Raw genomic sequence first — 14,452 nt, 5'->3', positions numbered from 1 at the left:
AAAGAGCTGTATCAATGGATATCAGGCGGATACAGAAGAGGAGAACAGCTATGGACAACAAGGGACTGACCCATTTTGACGGGGAGGGCAATGCGGTTATGGTGGATGTGTCCGGCAAAGATGTGACCAGCCGGACAGCCACAGCAAAAGGAAGCATTCAGGTAAACAGGGCGGTTATGGATGCGGTGGTAAACCACACCGCTAAAAAAGGTGATGTGCTGGGCGTGGCCCGTGTGGCCGGCATCATGGCAGTCAAACAGACATCCTCTCTGATACCCATGTGCCACACGCTGCTGATCAGCAAATGCAGTGTGGATTTTGAGACGGACCGGGAGAATCTTACCATCACGGCATTCTGTACCGTGAAAGTGGAGGGAAAGACAGGAGTGGAGATGGAGGCTCTCACAGGAGCCAGTGTGGCGCTTCTGACGGTTTATGATATGTGCAAAGCTATTGACAAGGGAATGGTTCTTTCCGACATCCATCTGGTGGAGAAAAAAGGCGGCAAAAGCGGGGATTTTTACTTTACGGATGACCGTATCCGTGAAAAAAACTTATAAGAAAAGGACTGGGGGTATTTTTATGAGAAGAGCAGCAGTGATAACATCAAGTGACAGTGGGTATGCAGGTGAGAGAGAGGATATGAGCGCACCTGTTATCTGTGAGATTCTGGAGAAGGCAGGTTATCAGATCACATATAAGATCCTGCTTCCCGATGAGAGAGGCATGCTGAGCCGTGAGATGGCCAGGCTGGCAGATGAAGACACAGCAGATCTGATCCTGACCACCGGAGGGACAGGCTTTTCGCCGAGAGACTGTATGCCGGAGGCTACCATGGATATCTGTGAGAGGCAGGTTCCCGGTATTCCTGAGGCTATGCGGGCGTACAGTATGCAGATCACAAAACGTGCCATGCTGAGCCGTCAGGCAGCAGGGATCAGAAAGAAAGCACTGATCATCAATCTTCCGGGAAGTCCCAAAGCAGTGAGAGAATGTCTGGAATATATCCTGCCTGAGCTGGGACACGGACTGGATATCCTGCAGGGGACTGCTCATAACTGCGCCAGAACCTGATGAACGGAAATAGAAAGAGCTGATAATGGGATGTGCTGCGGAGTTTGATCGTCCGCAGCACATCCCTGTTTTTTTGGCTCTATGTCAATAGTTGGGGTGGGATTCTTTGAATCCCGCTCCTTTACTACATTTAGGGCCATTTTAATGTTTGGGTCTATAATTCATGTTTTTGGGCATGCCAAATAAGCCTCTTGCCAGTCGTCCGTTTTTTAGATAGAGCAGTGTATAATTCTTGTACGGAATCTATTAAAGTTACGTATTCCGAAAGATAGTCTTTTTAGCACCTTGATTTTATTATTGTAACCTTCAGTAGGACCATTTGTATATTTGTATTTAAAAGCATTTAAAATACCTTCTGACCAGTTTCTATAAGTTTTTGCACAGTTCTCAAACTCGGGTATTCCTGATTTCTCTGCAGACTTAACCCACTCCCAGAAAGCTGTTCGCTGATAGGAGTACTTCTCGCTCTGGCATATCTCATAAAACCATTCCTTAAGAGTATGAGCCAATCTCAAGTCATCGTTATAAAGTAGCATAAGATCGCACGCTTTCTTGTTTTCATCCTTAAGCTTAGCATATCGAGTAAGAATTAACTTTCGGCTGCGTTTATAGTATCTTCTGAGGTTTACAGGCATTGTTTTCTGGAGCCTTTTCCTCACATTTTCAATTGCCCAAGTTACATACCGGATGAAATGATATTTGTCTATAATGATTGTGGCATTAGGGAAGTAAGCTCTTGCTAAGTCTACGTAGGGCTGCCACATATCACAGACAAAGAACTTCACACGGTGGCGCTCAGCTCGGTTTGTTTCTCTGAAATAGGAAATCAAATGGCTCTGCGTTCTGTCCGGTAGGATATCAAGAATACGGTGTTTCTTGGCATCTAAAAGAATACATTGGTACTTTCCGGCGTCTGTATTACCCTTAAATTCATCAATTGATATACACTCTGGAAGAGAGGGTGTAGAATAATTAATGGTGTCCAAAAGTCGGGTAACGGTGTTAACTGAAACATTTGTTGTATCTGCAACGGACTTTATACTCACAAGATTTCTAAGTAGGTCAATTATCTTGTAGGATAAACGTAAAGTCTGCCGTTGATAGGAAGGTAGAAAATGATATTTCTCCATAAATCGTTTACCGCATTTACAGACATATCGCCTTTTCTTAAGTATTAAATATGTATGTTTCATTTGGAACGGTAGATCCTTAATCTTTTGATACCGATAATCATGAATGCGTTTGGTTTGGTTGCCGCACTCAGGACAAGTCTGTAAGGAAGGATCTGTTTGAATAAAAATCTTTACATAATGATCCGCATGCACAACTTTTTTTATTATAACCCCTTCTAAATCTAAGAGATTTTTGGTACAATTAGAGTGCATTTTTGAAACCTCCTTTAAAATGTTAGTTTTGGATGACCGGCATTTTGGGGAGGCTTCTTTTATTTTATAACAAAAAATGAATGTTGAAAATACGTTATTCACATACCCCAACATTCATTATAGAACCGTTTTTTTATTGTGTATTTTTTGAGATATGTGCACCCAAACGCCTTTGGAATTCGTCTAATGTATGTAAATGATAAAGAACCGGTTCAATATGAAATACAAAGCCAGTGTTCCAGTTTCCCTGACATATGCATACCAGGGCAGGGGGAATATTCCTGAGGGCAGGGCGCTGACAGAGAGGAGAAAAAGCATGTGGCTTGTGAAAAAGGCCCAGAGAGGGGATGCAGATGCTTTTGTAGAGCTGATAGAGCAGAATAAACAGGCAATGTATAAGGTGGCCCGGAGTTATCTGAGCTGCGAAGATGATATTGCGGATGCCATGTCTGAAGCCGTACTGTCAGCATATGAACATTTGGGAGAGCTTCGCTCCGCATCTTATTTTAAAACCTGGCTCATCAGGATCCTTATAAACTGCTGTAACGATATCCTGAGGCACCAGGGAAGATGTACGGTTGTGGAGCAGATACCGGAAAAAGGGACGGTGGAAGAAATGGGAGCTGATCAGAATTTTACAGATTTAGTCCAGGAACTGCCAAAAGATTTCAGAATGATATTTGTTCTGTACTATGGAGAAGGATTCTGTACCAGGGAAATAGCAGAACTGCTGGATATCAGTGAAAATACGGTGAAAAGCCGTCTGAGAAGAGGAAGAATGAAACTAGGCGAAGTATTGCAGCAGCAGTAAAGGAGGCACCTATATGAAATACACAGAAAATGAAATGAAGGAAATTCTGTCTCAGAAATTAGAGCTGTCTGATCAGGCGGAAGAACGCCTGCAGGAAACATACAGTCAGATACGTATGGAAAATAAAACAAAAACCATTCACGCAAAGAAGTCCTGGCGTAAGGTCACTGCGGCAGCCGCTGCAGTTGCCCTTGCTCTGACCGTAACAGGAGGAACGGCTGCTGCCGCCTATCTGTCAGAGCATACGGATTTTCTGCAGGGCATGTTCGGAAATACCACGAAACCGTCCCAGGAAGCGGTTCAGGTTCCTGCAGACCCTGATAAAGACGACGGCATGATGGCCGATGTGCCGGGTAAGGAATACGTTCCTGTGGACGAGGAAAAGGCAGATGCGCTCATAGGAGACAATGTGGCGGATCTGAACCTGACGAAAGAGATCAACGGCCATACACTGACTATTGAAAGTATCGTCAGTGACGGAAACGGTATGCTTATGTCCTTCACTCTGGAAAAACCGGGAGGGATCACCTGTCTTTTGGCAGATGAAGGGACAAACCAGACAAAAGGGGCAGCCTTTTCTCAAGATACGGACTTTCTCTTTATAGCGGAAAACCAGGACGGGGATGCTGCAGGGGATTATATGTATATAGATTTAGAGAGGAGTACGGATGAGAAATATTATCTGTATGACTATATGATCTGGCCTTCTGACAGGACAGAGAAGATTCAGCCAAGGCTGCATATTTATAAATACGCTGCCACTTTGGGAGAATTACAGGAGCTTTATGAGACTGACCCGGATAGACAGGAGGAACTGAGCGCTCAGACAGAGGAGGAGTATTGGGAACTGCCCGAGATAGAATCCATCCCTATGCAGTCACTGGAAAAAGACGGCACATGGATCTGCTCTTACTCCCCCATTTCCATGGTCATCAATATGGCTGCGCTGCTTCCCCAGGAGCAGGCCCAGGACCCCTACTATATCAAATATATAGAACTGAAATACAAGGACGGCTCCAGCTATGTGATCAGCAAACAGGATGAGCTGGACAATACCGGATATCTGTGCGGTGTTGACAGTGAGCTGCGCCTTACCTACAACCGTATCGTTGATCCAAAAGACATTGCGCAGATCGTCATCAATGATAATACCTATGATATAAACTAAAGTAACAGTTCAGCCTTTCGCTGTTCCGCCAGACTGCGGTTTCAAACACACTCTGGTAAAAGAGGAATATCCCTTGGTGGATCATGTGCTGGAAAGCATACAATTCCACGGGATATTCCTCTTTTGGGTAAAGCTCCTGTATTTATCTGCCCAGCGTTCTGCGCACCAATTCTACGGGCATTTCTTTCCCTGTCCATATCCGGAAAGCTTCAGCTCCCTGGTACAGCAGCATAGAATATCCGTTAAACGCTTTACATCCTGCTTTTTTGGCCATTTCTAATAACCGTGTCTCCCAGGGGTTGTAAATAATATCTCCCACAGTTAGTCCCGGATGCAGAAAAGATTCATCCGGCAAAATGCACGCCTCCACGTGGGGGGACATCCCCACAGAGGTAGCATTTACAAACAGCGCACTCATATCTACGCTTTTTTTCAGCGCCTCTTTATCCTCATTGTCACATAGATGGATCTCACAAGCGGTTTCCCTTTCCAAACGTTCCAGCAGCTTTTGCATTCTTGGAAGATACTGGCTTGTCATACGAGCAAATACGTTTATTCTGCCGGCTCCGTCAAGGGCTGCCTGGGTGCAGATCGCAGTGGCAGCACCGCCGATGCCCATCAGAGTGATGGTCTTTCCCTTCACGTGGAGACCCTGTTCTCTGACGGAACGCATGAATCCGATGCCGTCTGTATTGTGTCCCACAAACCGTCCATCTCTGTTCTCCACTGTATTGACTGCGCCGATCAGCCTTGCGGCAGGAGAAAGGTCATCCAGGTATTCCAGTATTTTATTTTTATTGGGCATAGTCAGGTTAAAGCCCTTTACATTGAGGGCACGCAGTCCTTTTACCGCGTCCTGCAGTTTATTTTCCTTTACATCAAAACAGAGATAGGCATAATCCAGTTCCAGAGCCTGAAATCCTGTATTGTGCATCATGGGTGAGATGCTGTGCGCCACCGGGCTTCCCAGAAGACCGGTAAGCTGTGTATGTCCTGTGATTGGTATCATGAGTGTTTGTCCTTTCGTATTGAACGGTAACCCTTGCATTACTGTTCCAAGTATTTTAAAAGTGTGATCTTTTACAACGACACTTTTACTTTCAATTTAAAGTGTAAAAGGAAACTTTCATGGTGTCAAGAAAAAAAGTATGCTATAATAGCGGCAGAATGCGCATATCTGTACATCCCAAAGCGTGTCGCTTGGCACAAAGTGAACAGTAAACCAGCGTAATATTGCCGGAAGGAGAAAGAATCATGAAAACCGTAGAGATAAAAGATGTAAAAATCGGGGAGGGAATTCCGAAGATCTGCATTCCCCTTACAGGAAAGACAAGAGAAGAAATCATAAAAGAAGCAGAAATTGTAAAAAACATGGAACCGGATTTGGTGGAATGGCGCGCAGATTGTTATGAAGAGGGAGCAAACAGCGAAAAGCGTTTGGAAATGTTGAAAACAATTCATGACAGATTAGACAAGATTCCCCTTCTTTTTACCTTCAGAACCGACAAAGAAGGGGGCAGTTGTCCCATCACCTATGCGGATTATGTAAATCTTCTGGAAAATACCGCCAAAACCGGCTTTGCAGACCTGATCGACGTGGAGGCTTTTTTTGACACGGACAGGACAAAATACCTTATGGAAAGCCTGAAGGCATGCGGCGCTTTTGTGGTTGCCTCCAACCACCATTTTGACAGGACCCCTTCTATAGAAGAGATGGTAAAGCGGCTGGAGACCATGGACAGTTTCGGGGCTGATATTCTGAAACTGGCTGTCATGCCAAAAAGTGAGGAAGATCTCATGGCACTTTTGACAGCAACCGTCATGATGAAGAGCAGATCAGACAAACCGGTCATTACCATGTCTATGGGAAAAACAGGAGTTTTAAGCCGTCTTTGCGGAGAGATGTCAGGCTCATCCGTCACATTTGCAGCGGGAATAAAGGCCTCCGCGCCGGGACAGATCCCGGCTGAGAGGATGCGAAAAACCCTGTGTCTTCTTCATGAAAGCTTTACATAAAAAGGATAACATAACAAGAAAAAACAGGACCGAAACTGTCGAAAAGATTTTTGATTCGTCCAAGCGGTTTTGACAAAATAAACACCCCCTATCGCCTATAATGAACATTACTTATTCCAGATAAGTATGCGGCGGAAGATCTAACAGTGGATTTTCTGTTGTCATGAATGAGTCATACAAGGTTTAGGGGGTGTTTTGTGTACTACGAATTTTACATTGACGTTTTTTTCGTAGTCAATCTGGTAATGGATTTTTTGCTGCTGCGTCTGGTGAACCGGGTGCTGAAGGGGACTGCCACTCCTCTTAGCTCTCTGGCAGGTGCGGCGCTGGGAGCTGCCGGTATCTGTGTGATCACATTACTGCCCTTATCGTCCCCCTACGTACGGGTATTACTTTCACATGGTTTTTTGGGCGTCCTCATGGTGTGGGTGGGCTGCAGGTGCAGGTCATGGAGAAAACTGGTCACAGGGCTTTTACTGTTGTACGGTTTTTCTTTTCTCACAGGAGGAATTCTTACGGCTCTGCCGGTAAGCACAAAGGAAGGCTTACTTACGTTTTGTTTCATCACCACAGCCACTTACTGGATTCTCATCTTAGGAATGCGACTCTTGGAATACTTAAAAGGAAAAAGCTCCGCCATATGCGAAGTTGTTATTCGCGCAGGCGGCAAATCAGTGAAAGTCAAAGGACTGTATGATACTGGCAACAGGCTGCGTGACACACTCACCAGAAAACCGGTGAGCGTTGTGGAATACGGGAAGTTTGAGGAGCTTCTTGGGGAGGACCAAAAGGCTTCTTTTGAGAGGCTTCTTGACGGAAACGGAAGCACAGAGGATATCTGTGCCCGGTCTGTACTGGCCTTTCATCCCCATTACATTTCATACCGCAGCGTGGGGCAGGATAATGGACTAATGCTTGCCGTCACTGTAGATGAACTATATGTATCAGCAGGAGAAGAAGGCAGTGTGGTGAAACATGCGGTTTTAGGGCTTGCAGGGAACCAGCTTTCCACTGCCGGAAACTTTCAGATAATCGTCAATCCGTGCATTGTGAGTGCAGAACCGTGAGGGGTTCCGGATCCATGAGCACACAGCAGAGCAAAAAGTCAGGATTAGCTTTGACAGTTTTAGGGAGGAGCATAAATGAATATGGAAGCAGCAGCAGAGAGAAAAGTACAGATGCCTGTTTTTTCGGGGTTTTCCAATATTATATTCAGAAGAGGGGAAGAAATTCATTATATCGGAGGGGCAGAGGTCCTTCCGGCGCCTTTGGACGCTGAGTCCGAGGCGGAAATGATAGGAAAATTACAGACAGAGGACAATGCAGACGCAAAATCCCGTCTGATCGAACATAACCTGCGTCTGGTCGTGTATATTGCCAAAAAATTTGACAACACCGGGGTAGGGGTGGAAGATTTGATCTCCATAGGGACAATAGGTCTCATTAAGGCCATCAATACATTTAACCCCACAAAAAAGATCAAACTGGCAACATACGCGTCCAGATGTATTGAAAATGAGATCCTCATGTATCTCAGACGAAACAGCAAGACAAAGATGGAGGTTTCCATTGATGAGCCGCTGAATGTGGACTGGGATGGAAATGAACTGCTTTTGTCCGACATTCTGGGAACAGATGAGGACGTTATCTACAGGGGAATAGAGAGTGAAGTAGAACGGTCCCTTCTGGGGAAAGCCATCGGAAAGCTGACAAAAAGGGAGCAGACCATTGTGCGCCTGCGCTTTGGCATCAATATGCCGGATGGCAGAGAAAAGACCCAGAAAGAAGTGGCAGATCTTCTGGGCATATCCCAGTCCTACATATCCAGGCTGGAAAAGCGGATCATGAAGAGGCTGAAAAAAGAAATTGTAAGGTACGAATAACACAATAGCAGTATATGTAATAAAAAACAGCCGTCCAACAGCGGGAAACACAAATCCATAGGGATTCTCGTTTCCTGTTGTTGGCGGCTGTTTTTATTACATGTTCTGCTGTATATCCTGTTTTTCCTTCAGGATGATCTCTGCAAGCTGTGCAATCCGCTCATCGGACATTCTGGCGGCGGGGGCGGAGATGGAGAAAGCGTAACGGGCACGTCCCTTATAGTCCGGGAGGCTGACAGCAATGCATCTCACTCCCAACTCATTTTCTTCATCATCCAGTGCGTAGCCTTTTTTTCTTACTTCCTCTATTTTTTCCCGGAAACGGGGAAAGTCCGTGATGGTATGGGGGGTCAGGCGTATGATCCTGCTTGCCTCCCAGAAACGCCGTATCTGTTCCTCGTCCATATCTGCGGCCATGGCTTTCCCCACACCGGAGCAGTAAAGGGGAATCCGGTTGCCCACCTTGGAGACCATGCGCACAGAGTTCTGGTAGGATTCTTCTTTATAGATATATACGGCCTCCGCACCGTCAAGCTGGACAAAATGTACGGTTTCCCCTGTTTTTTCGGAGAGCTTTTTTAAGTGAGGGCGTACGATCTCCAAAATGTCCATGCGGCTCAACAGCCGGTTGGAGAGACTTAATATTTTTAGGGACAGATCATATTTCTGTGTGTCTGTGTCCTGTTTCACATATCCCATGTAGATAAGGGAGCAGAGCAGACGGTGTACCGTGCTTTTGTTCAGCGCAAGCTGCCGGCTCAAGTCCGCCAGCGCAATGGGACCGTCAGATGCCAGGGTTTCCAGGACCAGAAAGAGCCTGTCAGCCACTTGGATGGGATTCTTTTCTTCCATAATTTATTCCTGCCTTTGGTTATTTTTCACGAATAGGCTTTGGCGTTATTGTAACACTTTCCCATTCAGGAAACAACCGGAATTTTTTTTCGATTTTCTCTTGACAATCCAGGCGAGAAGAGTATAATTCAAGATAAAGATACCACAATACGAAACGAAGTTTCATAATGTGGAATGAATAAAGCGAATAGGCGAAATTAAACTTTACAGCAAGGCCCATAAAACAAAAAATCATCAACCATTTTAAGGAGGAAGTTATGAGTGCAATTTTAGAACAGCTTTCAAAATTCGGTGTAGTTCCTGTCGTCGTATTAAATGAAGTGAAGGATGCAGAGCCTTTGGCAAAGGCATTATGTGAGGGTGGTCTCCCCTGTGCAGAGGTGACATTCCGTACTGCGGCAGCCGAGGAATCTATCCGTACCATGACAGAGAAATTCCCTGAGATGCTGGTAGGTGCCGGAACTGTTCTGACCACAGAGCAGGTTGACCGTGCAGTTGCAGCAGGTGCGAAATTCATTGTAAGCCCGGGATTCGATCCGGAGATCGTTGACTACTGTCTGAGCAAAGAGATTCTGGTCCTGCCGGGATGCGTAACCCCCTCTGAAGTGGCACAGGGTGTAAAACGCGGCCTGAAGGTTCTCAAATTCTTCCCGGCTGAGCAGTACGGCGGAGTATCCACCATTAAAGCTATGGCAGCAGCCTATGTGGGGATCAAATTCATGCCCACAGGCGGTATCAGTCCCAAGAATGTAAAAGACTATCTGACCTGCGATAAAATCTTCGCATGCGGCGGAAGCTGGATGGTAAAAGGAGATATGATTGCAGCAGGAGAGTTTGATAAGATCAAATCCCTGACAGAGGAAGCGGTAGCTCTGGTGAAAGAAGTAAGATAGGCTGTAAGCTGATAAGAGTTATTATAGTGAAAATAATATAGGATTTATGGCAAAGGAGAATTTTAAAAATGGCAAAAAGAGTGATCACATTTGGTGAAATCATGTTGAGACTGGCACCGGAAGGATATTACCGTTTTGTACAGGCGGATACTTTTGGCGCAACCTACGGCGGAGGAGAGGCGAATGTAGCCGTTTCCCTTGCCAACTACGGATTCGACGCAGCATTTGTCACAAAGCTGCCAAAACATGAGATTGGACAGGCTGCTGTCAATTCTTTGAGAAAATATGGTGTGGATACTACAGAAATCGTGCGCGGTGGTGACCGTGTGGGAATTTATTTCCTTGAGAAAGGCGCATCCCAGAGACCTTCCAAGGTAATCTATGACCGTGCCGGTTCCTCCATTGCAGCAGCAAAAGCTTCCGATTTCGACTGGAAGCATATTTTTGACGGTGCTGACTGGTTCCATTTCACTGGGATCACACCGGCCTTAAATGACGAAGTGGCAGCCATCTGTCTGGAAGCCTGCAAAGCGGCCAAAGACGCAGGCCTGACCATTTCCTGTGACTTAAACTACAGAAATAAACTGTGGTCCAAGGAAAAAGCAGGACAGGTCATGGGTGAAATCTGCAAATATGTGGATGTCTGCATTGCAAACGAAGAGGATGCTTCCGATGTATTCGGCATCAAAGCAGCCAACACAGATGTCACCACAGGTACTGTAAACCATGAGGGATACAAAGATGTTGCAAAACAGCTTGCTGATCGTTTTGGTTTCTCAAAGGTTGCCATTACACTGAGAGAGTCCCTGTCTGCAAATGACAATAACTGGTCTGCAATGTTATATGACGGAAAAGATTACTTCTTCAGCAAAAAATATAAAATGCACATCGTTGACCGTGTAGGCGGCGGTGACAGCTTTGGCGGCGGATTGATCTGCGCATGCTTAAACGGCTATGACGCACAGTCTACCATCGAGTTCGCAGTAGCGGCCTCCTGCCTGAAGCACTCCATTGAAGGTGACTTCAACATGGTTTCCATGGACGAGGTTTCCAAACTTGCAGGCGGAGACGGTTCAGGACGTGTACAGAGATAAGAACAGATTAAATAGTTATAAATGATAGCCCTTTTGCCATGGGTGAACATTTAAATAAAAATGGGATGTTGTGAAAACAGCATCCCATTGTTTATAACAACAGATGATCCCCAGAGAGCTATCTGCCGGATCAAATGGTTTGGACAGCAGCTTTTGTGCTTATTGATAAATTAGAGGAACAGGGAGGGTTTTAGAATGAAAAAAGATTTTGATTTGCTTTCATTGGGAGAAATTTTACTGAGGCTGTCACCGCCGGATAATGAGAGGATCGTGCGCGGTGAGACATTCCAGAAGCAGGTGGGCGGCGCGGAGCTTAATGTGGTGTCAGGCGCGTCCCTTCTGGGACTCAGAACAGGCATCATATCCAAGCTGCCGGATAACGCCCTGGGGGTTTACGCGAAGAACAGGGTCCGGTTCTGCGGAGTCAGCGATGACTATCTGGTGTATGATGAGGAGCCAGATGCAAGGCTGGGGATTTATTACTATGAAAACGGAGCGTACCCCAGGAAACCCAGTGTGGTTTATGACAGGAGGCACGCTTCCTTCTGTAAGATCAAGGTGGAGGAGCTGCCCAGGGAGATGTTTGCCAGCACCAGGTGTTTTCATACCAGCGGGATCACCTTGGCTCTGGCGGAGAATACCAGGAATACAGCCGTTGAGATGATCAGGAAGTTTAAGGAGAACGGGGCACTCATCTCTTTTGACGTAAATTTCCGCGGTAATCTCTGGACCGGGGCGCAGGCAAAGGAATGTATTGAGAAAATCCTGCCCTATGTGGATATTTTCTTCTGCTCTGAGGATACGGCACGGCTGACATTTTTGAAGGACGGGGATGTAAAGTCCATAATGAAGAGCTTTACGGAGGAATATCCCATATCGATCGTGGCTTCTACCCAGAGGATCGTGCACAGTCCTAAGGTGCATACATTTGGGTCTGTGATCTATAACGCTAAAGAGGACAGGTATTATGAGGAGGAGCCATACCGGGATATAGAGGTGGTGGACAGGATCGGAAGCGGGGACGCTTATATCTCAGGGGCACTTTACGGGCTTCTGGCACATGAATTTGACTGTCAGAAGGCACTGGAGTATGGGAATGCCACCAGTTCGGTGAAAAATACCATTCCGGGGGATCTGCCCTCCTGTGACCTGAAAGAGATCAACCGGATCATACGGAACCATAAGGATACAGGAATGCAGGCAGAAATGGACAGATAAGGGATCATAGAGAAGTAAAAATATAGCCCCCAATAGACTCTGTGTGATAAATGACAGGGAACCCCCAAAATAGATTCTGTGTGATTAATAGTAAGGAAAGAATAACTATACCACAGTGAAATTTCATGGAAATTGGACGTGATGGGGAGCATAAGATAGGTAATAAGGGTGTGTTTTGGTGGGATTATGCGGGTTTGTGATCTGAGACAGAAGGAAGTTATCAATATTTGTACCTGTAAAAGTCTGGGGTGTCCTTTAGATGTGGAGTTTGATCCTAAGACAGGGTGTCTGACGGCGATCATTGTGCCGGTTCCGGGCAAGCTCTGCGGGCTGTTTGGGCCGGCCAGTGAGTATGTGATACCCTGGCAGTGTATTAAGCAGATCGGGGAGGATATTATTCTGGTAGAGATCAAGGAAGATAAGTTTCTAAAGAAAGAATAAGAAAGAACACAGGGGTGGTTCCTTGACACGCTTTTTTCGGTGAAGTATGATAAAAGGCGTAAAAGGAGGGGAACCAATGAAGGGATTTTTGGTGAAGTATAAGAGGGCATTTTTGTTCTCGCTGTTGTTTTCTCTCGTTTGTTTTGGATTTATGCTGACGCATTTTACCATAACAATTGATGAGGAGACATGGATTCTGGCCAACCAGCCGTCACTTTTGTGGCTTTTACAGGGGAGATTTTCAGTGTGGCTGTTTGACCTTATTTTTACCAGGGAGGGGAATTTTGCGCCGTTTCTCTGGGATTTTTTGTCAGTGGTGTGCTGGCATTTTTCAGGGGTTATCTTTGCCTATGCACTGTTAGGGAAAGAAAAAGTCAAAGAATGGCAGATGTTTTTCTTTACCGCATACTACGCGTCACTGCCGTTTGTGGTGGGGGAAATACTTTCCTTCTCCATGTTCAATCTCCAGGTATGTACAGCCATGGCGGCCGTGGCTTTTGGGTTTGTATCCAGTGTCAGGTTTGTGGAGGATAAGAGAAAAAGAGATGCCGGTTATGCATTTTTGCTCCTGTTGTATGGGTTTGCTGTGTATCAGGCTCTGATCTGTGTGTATGTGACAGGTGTGGTTGCCTATTGCCTCCTCAGATTTGTGAAGATGGAAAAGAGAGGACTGCTTCGCTTTATTGTGACCTGTGCTGTGCTCTGCGCGGCAGCGGCGGCTGTATATTACGGCATTGATATGGTCATCTGGCATTTTTCAGGGACTGCCGGATATCTGGAGGAGAATTATATCGGCTGGTTCAGCGAGAACTGGAAAGCCATGTTTGCAGCCTCGGTTCTCAATGTGGGAAGGGTATCTTTTGCGATCCCCTATGAGGGAGAGTATATATACGGCGGGGAAGTCATCCGCTGTGTTACTGTGCTCTTTGTGATCTATGCTTTGTGGCTGTTTTTTAGGCGCAGAGGCGTTAAGGAGAAGCTTGGTGTATTTTTTTATACCACCGCTCTTTGTATAGCGCCGTTTATCATGTATGTGATGCTGGCAACCTACAGGACCCACGGCAGGATGCTTTTGGCGATTCCGCTTTTAGGGGCTGTACAGCTCTATCTTATATTCGGTGCACTCAGGAGAAAGACAGTAAAGACGGCAATGATCGTGTTTGTATCGTATCTGCTGTTTCTGAATGCCAGGAATATGAATATGATATATTATTATGGAAGTATTGCTTATGAGAGAGATGTGACCACAGCGTCCCAGCTCATGTACGATATTGGGAGAGCAGGCATGGATTATCATGCAAAGCCCATAGCGTTTGTAGGGATGGTGCAGCCGGACGAGCTGCCGATCCAGAAGTCAGATACGCTGGGAGGTTCCATTTTTGCGTGGGATGAGGGGAATGTTTCCAGGATGAAGGACTTTCTGAGAACGCAGGGATATGCAGTGACAGCGGCATCTGCGGAGATGATCGGAAGAGCCGCCGCAGAGGCCGAATCCATGACATCATGGCCCCAGGAGGGAAGTATCCGGGAACTGGATGACATGATCATTGTGAAGTTCTCACAGCCTACAAAAAAATGGTATGCCGTAAATAATGTGGTGACAGAATAGTACAGATG

At 46.0% G+C, this 14,452-nt stretch carries 15 protein-coding genes; 12 read left to right on the top strand and 3 right to left on the bottom strand.

The features are described from left to right. The first annotated feature begins 50 nt into the window (after nt 1-50). Together moaC and BLCOC_RS20005 are read left to right on the top strand one after the other, a co-directional pair. Complete coding sequence (gene moaC / locus BLCOC_RS20010; protein WP_029468307.1) at nt 51-560, top strand: cyclic pyranopterin monophosphate synthase MoaC; 510 nt, start codon at nt 51-53, stop codon at nt 558-560. Nucleotides 561-582: 22 nt separating this feature from the next. Beyond that, nucleotides 583-1,074: a MogA/MoaB family molybdenum cofactor biosynthesis protein gene (locus BLCOC_RS20005; RefSeq protein WP_018598402.1), complete on the top strand. Its 492-nt coding sequence runs from the start codon at nt 583-585 to the stop codon at nt 1,072-1,074. A gap of 209 nt (nt 1,075-1,283) precedes the next feature. Here the strand turns inward: BLCOC_RS20005 and BLCOC_RS20000 are convergent, their stop codons facing one another. Further along, nucleotides 1,284-2,459: an ISL3 family transposase gene (locus BLCOC_RS20000; protein ID WP_115622724.1), complete on the bottom strand. Its 1,176-nt coding sequence runs from the start codon at nt 2,457-2,459 to the stop codon at nt 1,284-1,286. Between the two features lie 316 nt (nt 2,460-2,775). On the opposite strand from BLCOC_RS20000, the gene BLCOC_RS19995 reads away from it, so the two are divergent. After that, nucleotides 2,776-3,270 carry an RNA polymerase sigma factor gene (locus BLCOC_RS19995; protein ID WP_026255768.1) on the top strand — a complete coding sequence of 165 codons (495 nt, stop codon included), beginning with the start codon at nt 2,776-2,778 and terminating at the stop codon, nt 3,268-3,270. Between the two features lie 13 nt (nt 3,271-3,283). Then, a complete protein-coding gene (locus BLCOC_RS19990) occupies nt 3,284-4,438 on the top strand; it encodes a DUF4179 domain-containing protein (RefSeq protein ID WP_115623155.1) in 1,155 nt (384 codons plus the stop codon). Between the two features lie 142 nt (nt 4,439-4,580). On the opposite strand, the gene BLCOC_RS19985 is transcribed toward BLCOC_RS19990, so the two are convergent. Next, entirely contained in the window at nt 4,581-5,447 is an 867-nt protein-coding gene (locus BLCOC_RS19985; RefSeq protein WP_115623154.1) for a shikimate dehydrogenase, read from the bottom strand. 245 nt (nt 5,448-5,692) lie between these two features. Between BLCOC_RS19985 and aroD the strand changes: the two genes are divergently transcribed. From aroD to sigE, 3 genes are all read left to right on the top strand, one after another. Next, on the top strand, nt 5,693-6,454 hold the full coding sequence (gene aroD, locus BLCOC_RS19980) for a type I 3-dehydroquinate dehydratase (protein ID WP_018598398.1): 762 nt from the start codon (nt 5,693-5,695) through the stop codon (nt 6,452-6,454). A 197-nt stretch (nt 6,455-6,651) separates the two neighbouring features. Continuing rightward, on the top strand, nt 6,652-7,521 hold the full coding sequence (locus tag BLCOC_RS19975) for a sigma-E processing peptidase SpoIIGA (protein WP_018598397.1): 870 nt from the start codon (nt 6,652-6,654) through the stop codon (nt 7,519-7,521). Between the two features lie 111 nt (nt 7,522-7,632). Then, on the top strand, nt 7,633-8,337 hold the full coding sequence (gene sigE, locus BLCOC_RS19970; RefSeq protein WP_233457061.1) for an RNA polymerase sporulation sigma factor SigE: 705 nt from the start codon (nt 7,633-7,635) through the stop codon (nt 8,335-8,337). 96 nt (nt 8,338-8,433) lie between these two features. On the opposite strand, the gene BLCOC_RS19965 is transcribed toward sigE, so the two are convergent. Continuing rightward, a complete protein-coding gene (locus tag BLCOC_RS19965; protein ID WP_018598395.1) occupies nt 8,434-9,189 on the bottom strand; it encodes an IclR family transcriptional regulator in 756 nt (251 codons plus the stop codon). Between the two features lie 257 nt (nt 9,190-9,446). Between BLCOC_RS19965 and eda the strand changes: the two genes are divergently transcribed. From eda to BLCOC_RS19940, 5 genes are all read left to right on the top strand, one after another. Beyond that, nucleotides 9,447-10,082 carry a bifunctional 4-hydroxy-2-oxoglutarate aldolase/2-dehydro-3-deoxy-phosphogluconate aldolase gene (eda, locus tag BLCOC_RS19960; RefSeq protein ID WP_018598394.1) on the top strand — a complete coding sequence of 212 codons (636 nt, stop codon included), beginning with the start codon at nt 9,447-9,449 and terminating at the stop codon, nt 10,080-10,082. Between the two features lie 68 nt (nt 10,083-10,150). Next, a complete protein-coding gene (locus BLCOC_RS19955) occupies nt 10,151-11,176 on the top strand; it encodes a sugar kinase (protein WP_018598393.1) in 1,026 nt (341 codons plus the stop codon). A 195-nt stretch (nt 11,177-11,371) separates the two neighbouring features. Continuing rightward, the gene (locus BLCOC_RS19950) at nt 11,372-12,394 is read left to right on the top strand and encodes a sugar kinase (protein ID WP_018598392.1); all 1,023 of its coding nucleotides are present in this window, start codon (nt 11,372-11,374) and stop codon (nt 12,392-12,394) included. A 186-nt stretch (nt 12,395-12,580) separates the two neighbouring features. Further along, a complete protein-coding gene (locus tag BLCOC_RS19945) occupies nt 12,581-12,835 on the top strand; it encodes a YlmC/YmxH family sporulation protein (protein ID WP_018598391.1) in 255 nt (84 codons plus the stop codon). Between the two features lie 76 nt (nt 12,836-12,911). Further along, a complete protein-coding gene (locus BLCOC_RS19940) occupies nt 12,912-14,444 on the top strand; it encodes a glucosyltransferase domain-containing protein (RefSeq protein ID WP_115623153.1) in 1,533 nt (510 codons plus the stop codon). The last annotated feature ends 8 nt before the right edge of the window (nt 14,445-14,452 follow it).

Source organism: Blautia coccoides, from assembly GCF_034355335.1.
GTDB lineage: Bacteria > Bacillota > Clostridia > Lachnospirales > Lachnospiraceae > Blautia > Blautia producta.
This window is presented reverse-complemented; position numbering and strand designations above follow the sequence as displayed.

What these genes read in the sequence shown, in the direction of transcription:
- BLCOC_RS19945 (WP_018598391.1), top strand. Translation starts at nt 12,581, where the DNA reads ATGCGGGTTTGTGATCTGAGACAGAAGGAAGTTATCAATATTTGTACC.
- BLCOC_RS19940 (WP_115623153.1), top strand. Translation starts at nt 12,912, where the DNA reads ATGAAGGGATTTTTGGTGAAGTATAAGAGGGCATTTTTGTTCTCGCTG.
- BLCOC_RS20000 (WP_115622724.1), bottom strand. Translation starts at nt 2,459, where the DNA reads ATGCACTCTAATTGTACCAAAAATCTCTTAGATTTAGAAGGGGTTATA.
- BLCOC_RS20005 (WP_018598402.1), top strand. Translation starts at nt 583, where the DNA reads ATGAGAAGAGCAGCAGTGATAACATCAAGTGACAGTGGGTATGCAGGT.
- BLCOC_RS19955 (WP_018598393.1), top strand. Translation starts at nt 10,151, where the DNA reads ATGGCAAAAAGAGTGATCACATTTGGTGAAATCATGTTGAGACTGGCA.
- aroD (WP_018598398.1), top strand. Translation starts at nt 5,693, where the DNA reads ATGAAAACCGTAGAGATAAAAGATGTAAAAATCGGGGAGGGAATTCCG.
- BLCOC_RS19985 (WP_115623154.1), bottom strand. Translation starts at nt 5,447, where the DNA reads ATGATACCAATCACAGGACATACACAGCTTACCGGTCTTCTGGGAAGC.
- BLCOC_RS19995 (WP_026255768.1), top strand. Translation starts at nt 2,776, where the DNA reads ATGTGGCTTGTGAAAAAGGCCCAGAGAGGGGATGCAGATGCTTTTGTA.
- sigE (WP_233457061.1), top strand. Translation starts at nt 7,633, where the DNA reads ATGCCTGTTTTTTCGGGGTTTTCCAATATTATATTCAGAAGAGGGGAA.
- BLCOC_RS19950 (WP_018598392.1), top strand. Translation starts at nt 11,372, where the DNA reads ATGAAAAAAGATTTTGATTTGCTTTCATTGGGAGAAATTTTACTGAGG.
- BLCOC_RS19990 (WP_115623155.1), top strand. Translation starts at nt 3,284, where the DNA reads ATGAAATACACAGAAAATGAAATGAAGGAAATTCTGTCTCAGAAATTA.
- BLCOC_RS19965 (WP_018598395.1), bottom strand. Translation starts at nt 9,189, where the DNA reads ATGGAAGAAAAGAATCCCATCCAAGTGGCTGACAGGCTCTTTCTGGTC.
- eda (WP_018598394.1), top strand. Translation starts at nt 9,447, where the DNA reads ATGAGTGCAATTTTAGAACAGCTTTCAAAATTCGGTGTAGTTCCTGTC.
- moaC (WP_029468307.1), top strand. Translation starts at nt 51, where the DNA reads ATGGACAACAAGGGACTGACCCATTTTGACGGGGAGGGCAATGCGGTT.